18 protein-coding genes and 2 tRNA genes are annotated in these 16664 nt (G+C 59.9%); 6 read left to right on the top strand and 14 right to left on the bottom strand.

Translation table 11 applies throughout. The annotated features are described in order from the left end of the window. Positions 1-81: 81 nt before the first annotated feature. Positions 82-1875 carry a PHA/PHB synthase family protein gene (locus tag ACGKZZ_RS10950; protein WP_411223600.1) on the bottom strand — a complete coding sequence of 598 codons (1794 nt, stop codon included), beginning with the start codon at positions 1873-1875 and terminating at the stop codon, positions 82-84. 110 nt (positions 1876-1985) lie between these two features. Between ACGKZZ_RS10950 and phaZ the strand changes: the two genes are divergently transcribed. Together phaZ and ACGKZZ_RS10940 are read left to right on the top strand one after the other, a co-directional pair. Beyond that, positions 1986-3269: a polyhydroxyalkanoate depolymerase gene (phaZ, locus tag ACGKZZ_RS10945; RefSeq protein WP_411223599.1), complete on the top strand. Its 1284-nt coding sequence runs from the start codon at positions 1986-1988 to the stop codon at positions 3267-3269. A gap of 145 nt (positions 3270-3414) precedes the next feature. Then, the gene (locus ACGKZZ_RS10940; RefSeq protein WP_411223598.1) at positions 3415-5019 is read left to right on the top strand and encodes a DUF1217 domain-containing protein; all 1605 of its coding nucleotides are present in this window, start codon (positions 3415-3417) and stop codon (positions 5017-5019) included. A gap of 11 nt (positions 5020-5030) precedes the next feature. Here the strand turns inward: ACGKZZ_RS10940 and rpoH are convergent, their stop codons facing one another. Then, positions 5031-5924: an RNA polymerase sigma factor RpoH gene (gene rpoH, locus ACGKZZ_RS10935; RefSeq protein ID WP_411223597.1), complete on the bottom strand. Its 894-nt coding sequence runs from the start codon at positions 5922-5924 to the stop codon at positions 5031-5033. A 155-nt stretch (positions 5925-6079) separates the two neighbouring features. Then, positions 6080-7105, bottom strand: coding sequence for an RluA family pseudouridine synthase (locus ACGKZZ_RS10930; protein ID WP_411223596.1), 1026 nt, complete (start codon positions 7103-7105; stop codon positions 6080-6082). Here ACGKZZ_RS10930 and ACGKZZ_RS10925 point away from each other — a divergent pair. After that, positions 7104-7409 (top strand): DUF6476 family protein, encoded by a 306-nt coding sequence (locus ACGKZZ_RS10925; RefSeq protein ID WP_411223595.1) that lies wholly within the window; start codon positions 7104-7106, stop codon positions 7407-7409. The two genes, ACGKZZ_RS10930 and ACGKZZ_RS10925, sit on opposite strands and share 2 nt — an antisense overlap. A 3-nt stretch (positions 7410-7412) precedes the next feature. Here ACGKZZ_RS10925 and ACGKZZ_RS10920 read toward each other — a convergent pair. Then, positions 7413-7489 (bottom strand) — tRNA-His (locus tag ACGKZZ_RS10920). Positions 7490-7668: 179 nt separating this feature from the next. Between ACGKZZ_RS10920 and ACGKZZ_RS10915 the strand changes: the two genes are divergently transcribed. Next, complete coding sequence (locus ACGKZZ_RS10915; RefSeq protein ID WP_411223594.1) at positions 7669-7857, top strand: DUF6324 family protein; 189 nt, start codon at positions 7669-7671, stop codon at positions 7855-7857. 7 nt (positions 7858-7864) lie between these two features. Here ACGKZZ_RS10915 and ACGKZZ_RS10910 read toward each other — a convergent pair whose 3' ends face one another. The 7 genes from ACGKZZ_RS10910 to rlmB all read right to left on the bottom strand — a co-directional run bounded on the left by ACGKZZ_RS10910 (position 7865) and on the right by rlmB (position 12593). After that, the gene (locus ACGKZZ_RS10910) at positions 7865-8344 is read right to left on the bottom strand and encodes an MmcB family DNA repair protein (protein ID WP_411223593.1); all 480 of its coding nucleotides are present in this window, start codon (positions 8342-8344) and stop codon (positions 7865-7867) included. A gap of 349 nt (positions 8345-8693) precedes the next feature. Then, complete coding sequence (locus tag ACGKZZ_RS10905; protein ID WP_411223592.1) at positions 8694-9020, bottom strand: hypothetical protein; 327 nt, start codon at positions 9018-9020, stop codon at positions 8694-8696. An 84-nt stretch (positions 9021-9104) separates the two neighbouring features. Then, a complete protein-coding gene (gene nusB / locus ACGKZZ_RS10900; protein WP_411223591.1) occupies positions 9105-9590 on the bottom strand; it encodes a transcription antitermination factor NusB in 486 nt (161 codons plus the stop codon). Next, positions 9587-10138, bottom strand: a complete 552-nt coding sequence (locus ACGKZZ_RS10895; RefSeq protein ID WP_411223693.1) for a 6,7-dimethyl-8-ribityllumazine synthase — start codon at positions 10136-10138, stop codon at positions 9587-9589. Before ACGKZZ_RS10895 ends, nusB begins: the two co-directional genes overlap by 4 nt. Then, the gene (gene ribB, locus ACGKZZ_RS10890) at positions 10138-11262 is read right to left on the bottom strand and encodes a 3,4-dihydroxy-2-butanone-4-phosphate synthase (protein ID WP_411223590.1); all 1125 of its coding nucleotides are present in this window, start codon (positions 11260-11262) and stop codon (positions 10138-10140) included. Before ribB ends, ACGKZZ_RS10895 begins: the two co-directional genes overlap by 1 nt. Before the next feature lie 156 nt (positions 11263-11418). Then, positions 11419-11757: a hypothetical protein gene (locus tag ACGKZZ_RS10885; protein ID WP_411223589.1), complete on the bottom strand. Its 339-nt coding sequence runs from the start codon at positions 11755-11757 to the stop codon at positions 11419-11421. Positions 11758-11807: 50 nt separating this feature from the next. Then, on the bottom strand, positions 11808-12593 hold the full coding sequence (rlmB, locus tag ACGKZZ_RS10880) for a 23S rRNA (guanosine(2251)-2'-O)-methyltransferase RlmB (RefSeq protein WP_411223588.1): 786 nt from the start codon (positions 12591-12593) through the stop codon (positions 11808-11810). A 122-nt stretch (positions 12594-12715) separates the two neighbouring features. Here rlmB and ACGKZZ_RS10875 point away from each other — a divergent pair. Beyond that, a tRNA-Tyr gene (locus ACGKZZ_RS10875) sits at positions 12716-12799 on the top strand. Positions 12800-12857: 58 nt separating this feature from the next. Further along, a complete protein-coding gene (locus ACGKZZ_RS10870; RefSeq protein ID WP_411223587.1) occupies positions 12858-14117 on the top strand; it encodes a glycerate kinase in 1260 nt (419 codons plus the stop codon). Here ACGKZZ_RS10870 and ACGKZZ_RS10865 read toward each other — a convergent pair. The 3 genes from ACGKZZ_RS10865 to ACGKZZ_RS10855 are packed head-to-tail and all read right to left on the bottom strand — an operon-like array spanning position 14093 to position 16647. Beyond that, positions 14093-14878: a LamB/YcsF family protein gene (locus tag ACGKZZ_RS10865; protein WP_411223692.1), complete on the bottom strand. Its 786-nt coding sequence runs from the start codon at positions 14876-14878 to the stop codon at positions 14093-14095. The genes ACGKZZ_RS10870 and ACGKZZ_RS10865 overlap by 25 nt on opposite strands. A gap of 15 nt (positions 14879-14893) precedes the next feature. Next, a complete protein-coding gene (locus tag ACGKZZ_RS10860) occupies positions 14894-15904 on the bottom strand; it encodes a biotin-dependent carboxyltransferase family protein (protein ID WP_411223586.1) in 1011 nt (336 codons plus the stop codon). Then, positions 15901-16647, bottom strand: a complete 747-nt coding sequence (locus ACGKZZ_RS10855; protein WP_411223585.1) for a 5-oxoprolinase subunit B family protein — start codon at positions 16645-16647, stop codon at positions 15901-15903. The genes ACGKZZ_RS10860 and ACGKZZ_RS10855 overlap by 4 nt, the downstream gene beginning before the upstream one ends. Between the last annotated feature and the right edge of the window lie 17 nt (positions 16648-16664).

Here is a 16664-nt window from a genome sequence, read left to right as displayed (position 1 = left end):
TTGCAGATGAGGAGTATTTACATGCTGCAGTGCGGCATTTCAAGTCTTTTTTCTGCACTGCAGCAAATTTTTACCGGAAGATCAGGCCGAGGCCTTTACGGAAACATAGGTTCCGGGCGCCGGACCAAGTGATGGATGCGATTTATCCCCGGTTTCCCGTGCCTTGACCCACTTTCCTGACCGTTTGGCAATCCAGGACTCCCAGCGCGGCCACCATGAGCCTTCGGTGTAATCGGCGCTTGAAAGCCAGTCATCCGCGGCCAGCGAGGTGTCGTCGTTGGTATAATGACCGTATTTTTTCTTGGTCGGCGGATTGACGATCCCCGCGATGTGGCCCGACTCGGACAAGATAAACTGCTTTGAGTTTGATCCCGCCTTCTGCACGCCGCGATAGCAATCCTTCCATGCCGCGATGTGATCGGTCTCGCAGGCGATTGCACAAATCGGCACGTCGACATCCTTCAGATCGAGCGTGTGGCCCATCAGGTCGAACCCGCCTTCGGCAAATTGATTGTCCTGACACAGGCGTCGCAGATACTGGATCGCCATTTTGCCCGGAAGGTTCGCGCCATCCCCGTTCCAGTACAAAAGATCGAACGCGGGTGGAGTTTCCCCCATCATGTAGCTTTTGATCGCAGGTCCATAGACGAGGTCATTCGAGCGCAGATAGCTGAACGTGCGCGCCATGATGAAGGACTTGAGGATTCCCGTCTCGCCGATCTCTGCCTCGATCCCGTCGATGAAATCATCCTGCAGGAACGGCGTGAACTCTCCCTGATCGGAGAAATCGGTGAGCGTGGTAAAGAATGTCGCCGATTTGATCGACTTGTCGCCTTTCTGCTTCATGAGCGAGAGCGTCAGATTGAGCGTTGTCCCGGCGATGCAATAACCGATGGCGTTGACCTTCTCGACATCGCAGATGGACTTCACTTCTTCGATCGCCCGCAGATAGCCGTCCTCGATATAGGATTCGAGCCCCACATCGCTGTAGCTCTCATCGGGATTGATCCAGCTCACAACGAACAGGGTATAGCCCTGATCCACAACCCAGCGGATAAACGAGTTCTCGGGCTTCAGATCCAGAATGTAGAATTTGTTGATCCACGGCGGAAACAGCACGATCGGCGTCTCGCGCACCTTTTCGGTGGTGGGTTTGTACTGGATCACCTCCATCATGTCGTTGCGATAGACGACATCGCCTTCGGCGGTGGCGATATTCGTCCCGATCTCGAACGCGCTTTCATCCGCCAGGCGGACCACGAGTTCACCGTTGTTCGCCTCGAGATCCGCAACAAGGTTCTCGAGCCCTTTGACGAGGCTCTCGCCTTCGGTTTCAAGAGCTTTCTGCAAGGCGTCGGGGTTGGTTGCCAGGAAATTGGTCGGGGCAAACATATCGACGATCTGCTGGGCGAAGTAGCGCAAACGCTTCTTCTCGGTCGCGTCGAGATCCTCGATTTTCTCGACCGAACTGCGAATCGCGTCGGCGTTGATCAGATATTGCTGCTTGATGAAGTTGAAATACGGATGCTCGTCCCAGAGAGGGTTCTTGAAACGCCTGTCTTGCGGTCCGGGGTTTTCGGGGGGCTGCAACTTGCCTTTGGCCAAAGCCTGTTGCGCCTCGACATAATGGGTGACCGACTTGCCCCAGAACTCGATCTGATGCTCGATGATCTTGGCCGGGTTTTGCAGCCATTCCTGCCAATAGGCCTGCATCGCCTTGCCATACAACGCCGAATCGGGGCCATGCAGCGCGGGGTTGATCTGTTTCTTGCTCGAAATCGCGGACATGAGGCGTTGCGTCAGAGCCTCGATTTTCTGCAAATTTGCCTCAAGTTCTGCGCTCATTTCTGGCGTTGCAACGTCGGTTGTTGTCATGTCGTTTAATCCCCCCTATCTATGCTGCCATGCAGAATAACGTCGCGGGCGCGGGGAGGCAAAGCGACTAATTGGCTCGATTCGTGGGCTGCAATTTAGGAGACGCCCAAATGCGCTACATGGTGACATATGATCTCATGGAGACCTTTCGTAATACTTATCAATGGCTTGGCGCAACCGCTCGGACAATGGCTTCCTACCCTGCATGGGCAATGATGCCCAACCCCGGCATGCAGTGGATGGCCGCGTGGGGTGAAGTGACCGAACGCACGTTCGAAAGAATGGTTGTCAAACCCGACTGGGGGATTCGCACATTTACCCATGATGACCGCGATCACCTCGTCGAAATCCGGAAAGTTGTCGAAAAGCCGTTTGGCGATTTGATCCATTTCCATATCCCTGGTCGTGAGGAGCAAAAGCGCAAGATTCTGCTGGTGGCTCCCATGTCCGGACACTACGCTACCTTGCTGCGCTCGACCGTGAAATCCCTGATCGTCAATTGCGAAGTCTACGTGACGGACTGGCACAATGCCCGCGACATCCCCGTCAGCGCGGGAAAATTCGATGTTGAAGATTACACTCTATACCTCATGGAATTCATGCGCGAGATGGGGCCCGACACCAACGTCGTCGCCATCTGCCAGCCCGTGCCGCTGACGCTTGCCGCCACAGCCTACCTGGCGGAGCTTGACCCGGATGCACAGCCGCGCACCCTGACGCTCATCGGTGGCCCTGTCGATCCGGACGCGACACCGACGGACGTGACGGATTTCGGTCGCCGCGTCACGATGGGACAGCTTGAAGAGACGATGATCCAGCGCGTCGGTTTTAAATACCCGGGCGTCGGCCGCATGGTCTATCCCGGTCTCTTGCAATTGGCATCCTTCATCTCGATGAACAGCGATCGCCACTCCAGTGCTTTCACCAACCAGATCCAGAACGTGATGCGTGACGAAGCGTCGGATCACGACCCGCACAACCGGTTCTATGACGAATATCTGGCTGTCATGGACATGCCTGCCGAATTCTACCTGTCTACCGTGAACCGCATTTTCAAACGCCGCGAAATCGCTCTGAACGAATTTGTCGTTGCCGGTCATCAGGTTGATATGGGCGCAATCACCCGCGTCGCCGTGAAGACAGTGGAAGGTGCAAACGACGATATCTCCGCTCCGGGCCAGTGTATTGCAGCACTCGACCTCTGCACCAGCCTGCCGGACGAGAAAAAGGCAAGCCATGTCGAACCCGGTGCCGGACACTATGGCATCTTCGCGGGCAAAAGCTGGCGCAACAATATCCGTCCGATGGTGCTCGATTTCATCGACAGCAATGCGGCGGATGCTCCCAAATCCAAGGTTGCGAAACAAAGCGCGGCGAACATCAACGTTGCTTGAAAGATTGGGCCGGTCACAGGATCGGCCCTTAATCTTTCTGATTTGATGTAATTTCCCTGAAATACTTACGGCGGCTGTAGATCAATCATTAACGTTTGAGACGCCATTGTGTCGATTGAACCCGATGCAAGGAAAAGGCGCGCGGATGACGTTTTCACCGACAGTTATAGGCTCGGGTCTTGGCGGATACGCCTTTCTCACGCGGACGCGCAGCGCGCAACAAGCGTTGCTGGCGCAAACGCCGCAGATCGTGCGCAACACCGACGCTGCGAAAGCGCGGCTCGAAAACCTGCAAACCGCCGATCAGCTTCTGGATGACCGTGCATTGCTCAGCGTTGCTCTGGGTGCCTTCGGTCTTGATGAAGACATCAACAATCGCGCATTTCTTGAAAAAATCCTGACGTCCGATCTTAGTGATGATCAATCTCTGGCCAATAAACTGGCCGACAAAAGATATCGGGAACTTGCCGAAACCTTCAATTTCTTCGGCGACTCCGCCAAATCACCAGGTGGTACGCCGGAAGATACGATCCGAACGCAACTGGCCAAACTTGAAACGGCTGATGATCTGCTGACAAACACGCCATTGCTGCGCGCAACCCTTGAACGCTTTGGCCTGGAGCGTGACATTGGCAACCTCTTCTTCCTTCAACGCGTCCTTGAATCCGATGCATCAGATCCCGAATCGTTCGCCAATGAGTTGTCGGATCCGCGTTACGGCGAGTTGGCCAAGACATTCGCGCTCAGCGAAAAGCGCGCCGCCGAAAATAGCATCTACGGGTTCGCCGAGCGTTTCTTGGAGATTGCCGGTGATCTGATCGTCGCCGACGACTTGTTGGGAAATGACGACGCTCTCACCGCATCCTTGCGGTTTTTCGGGCTCGATGGCGACAGCGGGCGCACGGTTTTCTTGCGGTCGGTGCTGGACTCCGATTTGAGCGACCCGGCGTCCTTCGCCAACACTCTTGACGATCCCCGCTACGCTGCCTGGGCCGATGTCTTCGGCTTTGCAGAACGCGCCCAAAGCAGTGACCCAGCTTTCGAAAGCAAGCTCGAAACCTTCGTCGAAACGGTGTCGTCCCGACCTGCTCAAATTGAAACTGCCGAAGATTTCTTCAAGGACGCTCGGCTGATGTTGGCCGTGTTCGACATCTTCGACCTCCCCCTGCGCAGCGATAGCGCGGCGTTTGCAAACCGGTTGTTGACGTCCGACCCGAACAATCCGACCTCCCTTCTCAACGTCCTTCCCGATCCGCGTCTGAAACCATTTGTCGCCGCGTTGAACCTCGAAACATCCAGCACAGGCCGCACATATCCACCCGGATTCACTGACGCCATCATCCAAACCTATATCGAGCGGCAATTCGAAATTCAGGTTGGAGAGAGCGATCCGAATATGCGGCTGGCGTTGAGCTTGAACCGCGATCTGACGCAGGTTCTTGGGCCGAAGCGGTCCAATGACGCGCAGTGGTTCGCGGTTCTCGCGTCCAACCCGTTGCGGAAAGTCTTTGAAACCGCGCTCAACACGCCCGATAGCTTCAATCAGCAAGATATCGACCGGCAACTCGCGGACATCAAAGCGCGCGCGGCGCGACAGTTCGGGACAGACCGACTGGCAGATTTCACCGCCCCGGACACCCTCAATTCGCTAAGAAACCGCTTCTTGCTGTTTGCAACCTTGCCGGAGAGCGGCAGCTCACCGGCAAGTACGATCCTCGGCACGATCACATCCGGCATCACTCGGTTTTGACCAAGTCAGCATTAGGCGACGACGAGGCCCTGCTCTTTTGCAAGCTCACGCATCCGCTTTTGCAACTTTTCAAACGCTCGCACTTCGATCTGCCGAATGCGTTCACGGCTGACATCGTACTGTCCCGAAAGCTCTTCCAACGTCACGGCCTTTTCCGACAACCTGCGTTGTGTCAGGATGTCTCTCTCGCGATCGTTCAACACTTCCATCGCTTCGCTCAGCATTGCGCGGCGCGTGTCCAACTCGTCTTTTTCTTCATAGTCACCGGCCTGATCAGCGCTCTCGTCCTCAAGCCAGTCCTGCCATTGCATGGTGCCTTCGCCCTCGGAGCCGACGGTTGCGTTCAAAGACGCATCACCGCCCGACAAGCGGCGGTTCATCGAGATGACCTCGTCTTCCTTGACCCCCAGATCATGCGCGATCTTTTGCACATGTTCGGGTCGCAGGTCGCCGTCCTCCAGCGCGCCGATGCGAGATTTCGCCTTGCGCAGATTGAAAAACAGCTTCTTTTGCGCCGATGTCGTCCCCATCTTGACGAGCGACCACGAGCGCAGAATGTATTCCTGAATGGAGGCGCGGATCCACCACATCGCGTAGGTCGCAAGGCGGAACCCCTTTTCAGGGTCAAAGCGCTTGACCGCTTGCATCAGGCCGACATTCGCCTCCGAAATGACTTCGGCTTGCGGCAAACCATATCCGCGGTAGCCCATGGCGATCTTGGCCGCCAGCCGCAGATGGCTCGTCACCATCCGATGCGCAGCCTCGGTGTCTTCCTGCTCAACCCAGCGTTTGGCAAGCATGTATTCTTCTTCAGGCTCCAAAAGCGGAAACTTCCGTATTTCCTGAAGATACCGGCTCAGACCGGCTTCCGGCGACGGGGCCGGGAGATTTGCAAAATTGGCCATACCCATGTCCCTCAATGTTTATTGCCTTAACATTCTATCTGGGAATGCCAAGGCCGTGTTTCAAGGCAAATCCGCCTTGCTCGACTCCATAGTAACGCACGAACCGCGCAACGTAACACAAAGGTCCGTGCGCTCACGCACATGGGACGTTTGTTTCAGCCAGCCAACGCTTGGATCAGCATCGTCATGTCTGAAGGTAACGCTGCATCCAGCCGAATGGTTTCCCCGGTCACCGGGTGGTCAAATCCGAGGATCGCGGCATGCAACGCCTGACGATCGAACCGCATGACCGCATCCATCGCACGGTCGGACAGCGCAGCTTTGGCAACCTTGCGCCGCCCGCCATAGACCGGGTCACCGACAAGCCCGTGTCCCGCATGGGCCATGTGCACCCTGATCTGGTGTGTGCGCCCGGTCTCCAGCCGGCATTCCACCAGAGAAATTTGCGGAGGTGTTCCAAACGTTTCGAGCACGCGGGCGCGGGTGATCGCATGTTTACCATGTCCGAAATAAACCGCCTGCTTCTGCCGGTCCGTCTTGTGCCGCGCCAGATCGCTGGTGATCCGGATCACCGCACCAGGTTCGATCGACACACCCCGCACACCGCGCAAGCGTGGGTCGCCCGGATCGGGATGCCCGTGCACCAGCGCAAGATAGGCGCGCTCAACCGTGTGGGCGGCAAATTGATCCGCCAACCCGTGATGCGCCCTGTCAGATTTCGCAACCACCAAAAGCCCGCTCGTATCCTTGTCGATGCGATGTACGATTCCGGGCCGCCCCACGCCACCAACCCCGGACAGGTTGCCATCAAAATGATGCAGCAATGCGTTTACCAAGGTTCCCGACGGAGTGCCGGGAGCCGGATGCACAACCATCCCAGCCGGTTTCATCACGACGATCAGGTCGTCATCCTCGAACCGGATGTCGAGCGGCAGGTCTTCCGGCAGAATGTGGCTCTCGATCACCGCTGGCACGGAGATGTCGATCTTGTCCCCTTCGGCCACACGCGCCTTGGGGTCGCTCAAGACCACCCCGGCCCGTTGCACCGAGCCGGTTTCGATCAATTTCGTCAGCCGTGTGCGCGACAACGCGGCATCCTCTGGCACGTCGCGCGCCAACGCCTTATCAAGGCGCGGCGGCGGCGATGCGCCGATGATGACCCGCAAGATGGACTCAGACATGGAAAACGCTCCCGAAGATCAGATCACCGAACCGGCCAGCTTGCGCTTTCTGCGCCGCCTGGTGACGGTGCTGACCGTCACGATGATCGCCGGGGTCATACTCATCACCAGCCTGATTGTCATCCGTTACAATCAATCCGCCGCCCCGTTGCCCGATAGCATCGCCCTGCCCGATGGCACGACAGCCACCGCTTTCACGCAGGCGCGCAACTGGTACGCGGTCGTGACAGAGGGCGACCAAATCCTGATCTTTGCCCGCGACAACGGTCGTCTGCTGCAAACAATCCAGATCGATGTTGAGTGAGTATGGTACCAGCACCCCGGCTCGAACGGGGGACCTCTTGATCCACAATCAAGCGCTCTAACCAACTGAGCTATGCCGGCACTCGGTGGCGAAATAACGCTCTATTCGGGTCAATGCAAGACCGAAAGTCACCCTTTGGCCGCAACCCGGACAGGTTCTCGCGGCGCGGGGCAAATAGGCTGAGAGCGACAGCCAAGCTTGCAAACCACTGCTCCTGACGATACTGCGTCTGACCTGAAGCGAACATCAGAGGCACGTCATGGGCATCAACACCGAACGCGATATCGAAGCGAACCTGCAAATCGGGCCGACCGATCAGGGAATGGTCCGACTGTTCATCCTGGCTGACGGAACAGAAATTCCGATGGATTTTTCCCCCGATGAGGCTGACGAGATTGCCGAGGAGATCCGTCTTGCGGCTCAGGGCGCGCGCAAGCTGAAAGCCTGATACGCGGTCAGGCCCATCCCGACAATCCCGCGTCTGGATCGCGCAACGCCTGAAGGCGTCGCGCTGCGTGGCCGGCGAATTTTCGGATCAACTTGTTGCGTCGCGCGGCGGCCAACTTGTTTTCGGGTGCCATGCGCAAGATTTCTCCATCATAGGCATCGGCAATAATCAATCCGGTTTCCAACGGCAAAAGATCGGTGGGAAACTCGATATCGACCGCCCAGAAGTAGCGGTCGCACCACTCAAGATACCCTTGCCATTTGTGATCACACTGAAAATCCGCGCGCGAGGATTTGCACTCTACCACCCAGATCTCGCCCTTGGGGCCGAGCGCCATGACGTCCACACGCAATCCACGATCCGGTGAAAATTCCTCGATCACGGAAAATCCGCGAGTGGCAAGGTGACGGCACACGCCACGCGCCAGAAGCTGGCCGGGCTGGAATGATGTGATATCGTCGCGCAGAGGATTGGGAGCGATTGACATGTTCCAAAATATGAACATTGCGTGAACAAATGCAAGGCCAAGCTCAAGCCCGTCACTGGCCTGTCCATCATCATTGCGTTTCGCTCTCGGGCAACACGAGGGGTCACATACGCTTTCTTTGATCAAATCAGACCGCGAAGGTCCGATGCCCCTTGTCCTGATCCGATTGCAGCCCTATCTCAATCAACGGCGGGTTCTGCCCTTCTCGTGATTGGTTGCATTCCGGTGGCCTTAAGCAATTCCGAGGGAGTTGGCTCTGTCCGGGCCCTGGTCCGGTTACCTGACGCCCACCTGTACATACAGGTCCTCGGGAATGAGAGAACCGCACGGTTTGCGTGGTTCCCGCCGCTTATCTCTTCGACATACCGTGATGCGGCTTGCGCGATGCGGCCGCTTCGACCCTGATCGGAGTCAAGCCGATCGGTCTGCCGCGATGAGTGTCATCGTCGTCATCATCAGATTTCAGTGACATGATTGTGATGCCGAACTGCACCCCGCCAAAAACGATTCCGTTGAATATCCAGAGCAGAACGACAGCCAGATACCCGCCGTCGGTATGTGTCACCAGATGCCAGAGATTCACGACATCAAAATACAGCAACGTGCCGACAAAGACCGCAGACAGGGCAAATCCCACGAGACATTGGCGGATGTAGACCTTGATCAACTGCGGCATGGCTTTCCCCTTTGCGCTGGTGCTTAACCTAGCGCGGATGCGCACAACGACAACATAGCAACTGAGTGTCGGCGATCCAATGCCTCAAAACGCCTCGGGTCGTGCCTCACGCGCCATATGATCCAGCACGGCGTTGACGAATTTCGCCTCTTTTCCCTCGGGGAAAAAGGCCCGCGCGATATCGACATATTCGTTGATCACCACCTTGGGTGGCGTCTCGGTGCTCACCAGTTCCGCGCCGGCTGCGCGGAACAAGGCACGCAACGTCGGATCGATCCGCGCGATAGGCCATTTCGCAACCAACCCGCGATCCGTCATCTGGTCGATCTTGGCCTGCCAGTTCACCGCCTCGTCGACAATGCGTCGGAACAGATCGACATTGCCCTCGACCATCTCGATCCCCTCGACCTGCGCCAGCCCGAAACGGTGATCCAGAAATTCCGCCGCGACCTTGTCGACCGCTTGTCCCGACTGTTCGGTCTGGAACAACGCCTGAACGGCATAAAGCCGCGACGCAGAGCGCATCTGGCGTTTTTGGTCCACCTTGGTTGGCTTGGCAGCAGAGGTCATGCGATGTTCGGGTCCTTCGGAGTGCCGGCGATCTGGTATTCATCCCGCTGCGGGACAAACCCAACGCCCTTGCGTTGCCCGCCCCACTTACGGGCGAGCGCAATCAGGTGCAAGGCTGCCGCGGCGGCCCCGCCGCCCTTGTTCTGCCCCGCCACTTCGGCGCGCACCTGCGCCTGCGCCATCGTCTCGACCGTCAGGATGCCGTTGCCGATGCATAAACCCTGCAAGCCCAGCAACGTGATGCCACGCGAACTGTCATTGCACACGGTTTCGTAATGCGTCGTCTCACCGCGAATGACGCAACCCAAAGCGACATAGCCGTCAAAATTCGTCAACCGCTCTGCAATGCCGATGGCGGTCGGCACTTCGAGCGCGCCGGGAACCTCGATCAACTCGTGGGTTCCGCCGCAGGCCTCGATCTCGGCCTTCGCGCCTTCGATCATCTGGTCGGCGATCTCCTTGTAATAGGGCGCCACCACGATCAGCAGTTTGACCGGACGGTCGAAGTCCGGGCGCTCCAAGACATAATGCTCAACAGATGCCGCCATCATCCCAACTCCGAAATCTTGCGCGTGCCGACAATTTCCAGTCCGTAGGCTTCCAGTCCGACGACCTTGGGCGTCGGCGAATTCGTCAGCAGCACGAGCTTGGACAGCCCCAGCGACGACAGGATCTGCGCCCCCAATCCGTATTGCCGCAACGTCTTGGGTGACACACCCTCGATCGCCTCGAGCTTCATCGACGTGTCGCGCAAGAGTACGACGACGCCACGCCCTTCAGACGCCACCGCTTCCATCGCGTGCTTGAATTCATCGGCGCGCCCCTTGGGGCCGGTGCCGACAACATCCAGCATCGGGTCCATCGCGTGCATCCGCACCAGAACCGGATCATCGCCCGACAAATCGCCCTTGCTCAACACGATATGCTCGTCGCCGTGAGTTTCGTCGGTATAGATCCGCATCTTCCATTCGCCGCCGAATTCCGACTGGATCACGTCCTCGGTGCGCACGCGCACCAGATTGTCGTTGCGGCGACGATAGGCGATCAGATCGCTGATCGTGCCGATCTTGAGCCCGTGCCGCTGCGCAAATGCCACCAGTTCGGGCAGGCGCGACATGGTGCCGTCCTCGTTCATGATCTCGCAGATCACGCCCGCAGGGTTCAGCCCGGCCAGACGGCTCACATCCACCGCCGCCTCCGTATGGCCCGCACGCACCAGAACGCCACCCTCCTTGGCGCGCAAGGGAAACACATGGCCCGGTGTCGCGATGTCCTGCGCGCTCTTGGTGCCGTCGATCGCCACCGAAACGGTACGCGCCCGGTCGGCGGCGGAAATGCCCGTCGTCACACCCTCGCGCGCCTCGATGGAGATGGTAAACGCGGTCTCGTGGCGGCTGGAATTGTTGGTCGACATCAACTGGAGCCCAAGCTCTTCGATCCGCCGCGAAGTCATCGCCAGACAAATCAAACCGCGCCCGTGCATCGCCATGAAGTTGATGGCATCCGGTGTCGCCCATTGCGCCGGGATCACCAGATCGCCCTCGTTCTCGCGGTCTTCGTGATCCACCAGGATAAACATCTTGCCATTGCGTGCGTCTTCAATGATCTCTTCCACCGAAGAAATCGCGTCCTTCCAGTTTTCCTCGACCACACCGGGTTTTTCAAAGCTCATCACGCGCACCTCTTTCCTGTCACTCAGGCCCATAAATCACGGCGCTCCGCTTGACCAGTGGAACGTCACGCGCCGCGCGCGCCCGGTGGGCTTCTTTGGGCTCAAAATACCTCGGGGTGAATTGGCCGAAGGCCAAGAGGGGCAGCGCCCCTGCCCTCAATCGAAAATGTCTTCCAGAACGTCGAACGCTTCCTCGAAAAGCCGGCGCGTCAGGGTTTTGCGCTTTTTCTTCTTCTTGCCAGTCGGCTTGCGCATCGACCGCTCCCAACTTGGCACGGACGCCGCGCGGTCGGTGCCGCGCTTCACCGGACGGTTCGGAGCGTGACGCTCGCTCGACACCGGCCTCTCGACCGCATCCATGCGTAGCATCTTCATGTTGTGCAACGGTGCGCCGCAGGCGGCGCAGCTAAGCTCGTGACGGTCTCGGCCGCGCAAAACCAATGCGGCGCGCGTGCCGCAATAGCAGCAGGTGGCAATCTTCGTCCCTTGGGGCATGGCGTCTCCTTTGGGTCGCAATATTGGGTCGCGCACGCCGCGCGACAAGATCAGGCCCGTGCGGCGTAAAGCGCCACTGCCGCCGCATTCGACACGTTCAACGACCCGAACTCCCGTGAAAACGGGATCTTGACCAACCCGTCGCAGGTGTCCTTCGTCTTGGGCCGCAGCCCCGGCCCCTCGGCCCCCAACACCAGCGCGATCGGCCTGTCACGCACCGGCGCAATCGCATCTTCCAGCGTTTGCTCCGCCTCACCGTCAAGTCCGTAGATCATGTACCCCATCGCCCGCAAACGCTCCATTGCATCCGCGAGGTTGCGTTCGCGCAGATAGGGCTGACGTTCCAGCGCGCCCGATGCGGTTTTCGCCAATGCGCCGGTTTCCGGCGCCGAATGATGCAAAGTCCCGACGACGGCCGATGCTCCGAACACTTCTGCCGAGCGTAGAATCGCCCCAACATTGTGCGGGTCGGTCACACGATCCAACAGCACGACGCGCGGCGGACCATCACTGGCGCTGTCTCCCAACGCCACATCTTCCAGCCGCCCCCAGTTCAGCGGCTTGACCTCCAGCGCCGCGCCCTGATGCACCGATTGCGGATCAATCGGCGCATCAAACTTGCGCGGATCACTCATCTCGGGCTCGATCCCGGCTTGTGCAATCGCATCCGCCAGCTTGTCCATCGCATTGCGCGTCACCACCAGCCGCAACCGCTCGCGATTGGGGTTGACCAAGGCATCGCGGACCGCGTGCAGCCCGAAGAGCCACACCGTCTCTGCGGCCGCCGCCCGTTTGGACTGTTCTTTCGCGACCACCCATTTCGGTTTCTTGACCATGCACGCTCTCCGGTTTTCACGGCACAAAACGCACCTGCCGCTTGATGGGATTTTCCGGTTGACGCCGCAAGGGGGCAATTGTAATCACCCGCTCACGCCAGAGGCCGGGCCTCTGACGCAGTGGGCGACAGGCCGCAAGGTGTGGCAGGGGACTGTAACTCCCTCGCGGAGACGCACGCCAGGTTCGATTCCTGGGTCGCCCACCACTTACTTCATTTTGACATCAATTTGACTTCGGCGGCGCGGAGCCGTCCTAATCGGCACATGACCGACGATCTTCGCACCAAAGCCCGCCTTCTGTTTGACGCCGCCGTCATTGCGGCAGATCCGGCCAAGGCCGTCCGGCGCGGGCTCTCTCAAGCGCCGCTGCCGCCAACGACGGCGCATGGAAAGACACACCTGATCGCCATCGGCAAAGCCGCCCCCGCGATGTTGCGCGAAGCACTGATCGCCTTGCCCGACGCTGACACCGCTCTGGCCGTCACCCATCACGGTAATCCAGCAATTCTAGAGACGGGCGAGATAGTGCACGCGGGCCATCCAGTGCCTGATGCAGCCGGGGCTCGGGCCGCCACGCGGGTCATGGACGTGCTTGCCAGCGCGACCGAGAGAGACCGCGTCGTCGCGCTGATCTCTGGCGGCGGATCGGCCTTGTTGCCCGCTCCGCCTTCCGGTGTGAGCCTTGCCGACAAGGCGCGGCTCAACGATGCCTTGCTGGCGGCAGGGCTTGATATCGTTCAGATGAACCTGGTGCGCCAACAGGTCAGCCTGTTGAAAGGCGGAGGTTTCTTACGTCTCGCGGCGCCAGCGAAGGTCTATGCGTATATTTTGTCCGACGTGATCGGCGATGACCTGCGTGCAATCGCGTCTGGCCCCACCGTCAGCCCCATCGGCACAGCATCCGACGCCATCGCCATCTTGCGCGCCGCTGATATCTGGGACGCTGTCCCGGCATCCATCCGGGCGCATCTGGAACGCGCGCAAGGCATCCCCCCTGTGTCGCTGCCCGAAGCAACCAACACGCTCGTGGGCTCGAACCGCTTGTCTCTTGACGCGATGGCCGACCGGGCGCGCCAGCTTGGGTTGAAGCCCAGACTGGTCAATGACGCACTGACCGGAGACGTTGCCGAGGCCACCGCACTTATTTTGGGCGATCTGACCCGCCAATCCGAGCCAAGCGCTCTGCTCTATGGCGGCGAAACCACCGTCACCTTGCGCGGCGACGGGCGGGGTGGGCGCAATCAGGAACTGGCCTTGCGAGTGGCACTGGGGGCCAAAGATATCAGAGCGCCTTGGGTGTTTCTGTCGGGTGGCACCGACGGGCGCGACGGGCCGACAGACGCTGCCGGTGGCCTCGTCGATGCAAGCACGGTGGCGCGCATGAAGGCCGCGGGTGTCGATGCGGCTGCGTTGCTGGCCAATAACGACAGCTATGCCGCCCTTTCGGCGGCCGGAGACCTCTTGATGACCGCAGCGACGGGCACCAATGTGGCGGATGTTCAGGCGTTGCTGATCGCGCCCTGACGACCCTTAAAACGTTTAAGCGTCACGCCCGCGTCCGCCAGAGCCGTACGGACCGTACGGGCGATCTGTACGGCGGTTGCGCCGTCGCCGTGCAGGCAGATCGTGTCCACCGCCGCCGGAATATGTGCGCCGCTCCGGGTGATGATGGCGCCCGCCTTGACCATCTCGACCATCCGCCTCGCCGCTTCGTCAGGATCGTGGATGACCGCGCCAGACAGGCTGCGGTCCACCAAGGTGGCGTCATCGTTGTAAGCGCGGTCGGCGAAGATCTCGCCCGCCCAGTTGCACCCCAGCGACTCGACCGCCGCTTGCTGGCGGGTCGCGGCCAGGACCATGATGATGATATCGGGATCGACCGACAGGGCGGCGTCGTAACAGGCGGTCGCCAGTGTCAAATCTTCGGACGCCATGTTCGACAGCGCACCGTGCAGTTTCAGATGTCGAACCTCGCCCCCGACAGAGCGCGCCATCGCCTGAGCCGCGCCCAATTGGTAGCGCACCAGGTTGCGCAGGCTGTCATGGCTGAGCGTCATGCGGCGACGTCCAAAGCCCTGAAGGTCGGCAAAGCCCGGATGCGCCCCGATGCCCACGTCGTGCTGCACCGCCAGCGCCATTGTCCGCGCCATCACATCAGGGTCGCCGGCGTGGAAGCCGCAAGCGACGTTGGCGGACGTGACCACCTCGAGCAATGCCGCGTCAGACCCCATTGGCCAGGGGCCGAAACTCTCCCCCATATCTGCGTTAAGATCGACATGTACCATATTCATTGCAAACCTTTATTCTGCACGTCCGGACGTCGCGCCGCTGATAAGTTGATAAGACAGTAAATCCCGGATCTGCGCCGGGTCACGCACCAGCGGTTCGCATGATTTCTCAAGCTGGGCCAGGTGCGTGCGGAACGTCTGCTCTGCCTGCAACGCCGCGCTCCGCGAGATGAAGGAGAACGTCACCGTCTTGCCCGCTGGCGTTTGCGCGGCGCGCGGCAGATCGGCCGGTATCACCGTGCCGATGCGGGGATAGCCGCCGGTTGTCTGGCTTTCGCCCAAAAGCAGGAACGGCGTGCCATCGCCAGTGATCTGGATGTCCCCCGGCACAATCGTCTCGGACAAGATGTTCAGCCCGCCCTGTGGTGCAAAACCTTGTCCTTCAAAGGTCAGTCGGACTCCCATGCGGTTCGCGCGCGCATCGCGGTGGAACTCGGTCTGGCTAAATCGTGCCCGCGTTTCAGCATCAAACAGCGCTGTCTGGAAACTCTCGACCAACCGCAACGCCCCGCCGGAAAACCGGCTGTCTTGTGGCAGTTTCAACCCGGTTTCGCCGCGTTGATCCGCACCAACGGGGAGCACGTCACCCACCTTGACCTGCGCGCCAATTCCGGCGGCCAGATGTGCCGAGCGGGCGTTCATAACACACGGCAGGTCAATCCCGCCACCCACGTGCAGATACCCGTACTGCCCCTCGATCGCCCCGCCGATGTCGAGCCGCGCGCCTTGCGAAAGCAGGTGCGAGGCGTTCCACGCCAGTGGCTCACCATCGAGCGTGGCGCGCATCGGTGCCCCGGTCAGGGCGATGCGCGTTGCTGTGGTGGCCTCGAACAAGCCACCCGACCCCGGCAATTCAAGCGCGGCACATTTGCGGCTTTGACGCAGCAAGGCGGCCCCCTCGGCCAGGGCAAGCACGTCCGCCGCGCCGCCGCGTGACAGGCCGAACGCCAGATACCCGGTCCGTCCGGCATCCTGAACCGTTGCGCCGGGCGTGATGCGGTGCACATGCAGGGCTGCGTTCATGATATCGGCTCGATTCTGGCGCCGCCATCGGGATCGGATTTCAGCCGCTCGAATGTCTCGCGTGTGACAGGTTCAAAGATGACTTCATCTCCGGGGCGCAGGAAAAACGGCGTGTCGCTTTCGGGGCGAAACAGTCGGAGCGCGGTTTGTCCGACATGCCGCCAGCCCGTCGGGCTGGATACCGAGAACAGCACCAACTGCCGGATCGCCACCACCAGCGCGCCCTCCGGCACGGCGCGTGTCAGCGTTGTCTGGCGTGGAATGTCCCATGCGTCCGGCAACAGCCCGAGATAGGGCTGGCCGGGTGCGAAGCCGATGGTTTGGACGCGCACGCGGGCGGTCGACAGCGATTTGACCGCCGCGTCAATGTCCATGCCAGCCGCCTGTGCCGCCTCTTCCAGTTGCGGCGCAAGCTCGGTGCCATAGACCGTTGGCACCCGAATCAAGCGCCGGCCATCTGGCAAGGGGGCGGCGTGCCAATCCTGCTGCGCGAGCAATCGAGACATAAGTTCCGCCAGCCGGTCAAAACCGAGATGCAGCGGATCGAAGCGCACGAAAACCGACACCAGCGAGGGGGCGCATTCCTCGACCCCATCGATTCCGGCCGCCTCCAGCGCCGCTGCAAACGCCAGCGCGGCCCGATTGGCAGGTTCGCTTAACGCGTCGCCAAACGTCACCAAAGCCCCGCTCAGACCGGCGGAGCGGATCACAGGCGTGAACGTCGGTGAAGGGGAGCCGTGCATGTCTCAGACGTAGCGCG

This window comes from Marivita sp. S2033, assembly GCF_046592965.1.
In the GTDB taxonomy this organism is placed as follows: Bacteria; Pseudomonadota; Alphaproteobacteria; order Rhodobacterales; family Rhodobacteraceae; genus Marivita.
Note: the sequence above shows the minus strand (reverse complement) of the source record. Positions and strands in the feature narration are given on the sequence as shown.

Coding starts and splice junctions, on each gene's coding strand:
- ACGKZZ_RS10915 (WP_411223594.1), top strand. CDS start 7,669: ATGGGCATCAACACCGAACGCGATATCGAAGCGAACCTGCAAATCGGG.
- ACGKZZ_RS10925 (WP_411223595.1), top strand. CDS start 7,104: ATGGAAAACGCTCCCGAAGATCAGATCACCGAACCGGCCAGCTTGCGC.
- phaZ (WP_411223599.1), top strand. CDS start 1,986: ATGCGCTACATGGTGACATATGATCTCATGGAGACCTTTCGTAATACT.
- ACGKZZ_RS10865 (WP_411223692.1), bottom strand. CDS start 14,878: ATGGTACATGTCGATCTTAACGCAGATATGGGGGAGAGTTTCGGCCCC.
- ACGKZZ_RS10885 (WP_411223589.1), bottom strand. CDS start 11,757: ATGCCCCAAGGGACGAAGATTGCCACCTGCTGCTATTGCGGCACGCGC.
- ACGKZZ_RS10930 (WP_411223596.1), bottom strand. CDS start 7,105: ATGTCTGAGTCCATCTTGCGGGTCATCATCGGCGCATCGCCGCCGCCG.
- ACGKZZ_RS10905 (WP_411223592.1), bottom strand. CDS start 9,020: ATGCCGCAGTTGATCAAGGTCTACATCCGCCAATGTCTCGTGGGATTT.
- ACGKZZ_RS10950 (WP_411223600.1), bottom strand. CDS start 1,875: ATGACAACAACCGACGTTGCAACGCCAGAAATGAGCGCAGAACTTGAG.
- ACGKZZ_RS10860 (WP_411223586.1), bottom strand. CDS start 15,904: ATGAACGCAGCCCTGCATGTGCACCGCATCACGCCCGGCGCAACGGTT.
- rlmB (WP_411223588.1), bottom strand. CDS start 12,593: ATGGTCAAGAAACCGAAATGGGTGGTCGCGAAAGAACAGTCCAAACGG.
- ribB (WP_411223590.1), bottom strand. CDS start 11,262: ATGAGCTTTGAAAAACCCGGTGTGGTCGAGGAAAACTGGAAGGACGCG.
- ACGKZZ_RS10895 (WP_411223693.1), bottom strand. CDS start 10,138: ATGGCGGCATCTGTTGAGCATTATGTCTTGGAGCGCCCGGACTTCGAC.
- rpoH (WP_411223597.1), bottom strand. CDS start 5,924: ATGGCCAATTTTGCAAATCTCCCGGCCCCGTCGCCGGAAGCCGGTCTG.
- ACGKZZ_RS10940 (WP_411223598.1), top strand. CDS start 3,415: ATGACGTTTTCACCGACAGTTATAGGCTCGGGTCTTGGCGGATACGCC.
- nusB (WP_411223591.1), bottom strand. CDS start 9,590: ATGACCTCTGCTGCCAAGCCAACCAAGGTGGACCAAAAACGCCAGATG.
- ACGKZZ_RS10910 (WP_411223593.1), bottom strand. CDS start 8,344: ATGTCAATCGCTCCCAATCCTCTGCGCGACGATATCACATCATTCCAG.
- ACGKZZ_RS10855 (WP_411223585.1), bottom strand. CDS start 16,647: ATGCACGGCTCCCCTTCACCGACGTTCACGCCTGTGATCCGCTCCGCC.
- ACGKZZ_RS10870 (WP_411223587.1), top strand. CDS start 12,858: ATGACCGACGATCTTCGCACCAAAGCCCGCCTTCTGTTTGACGCCGCC.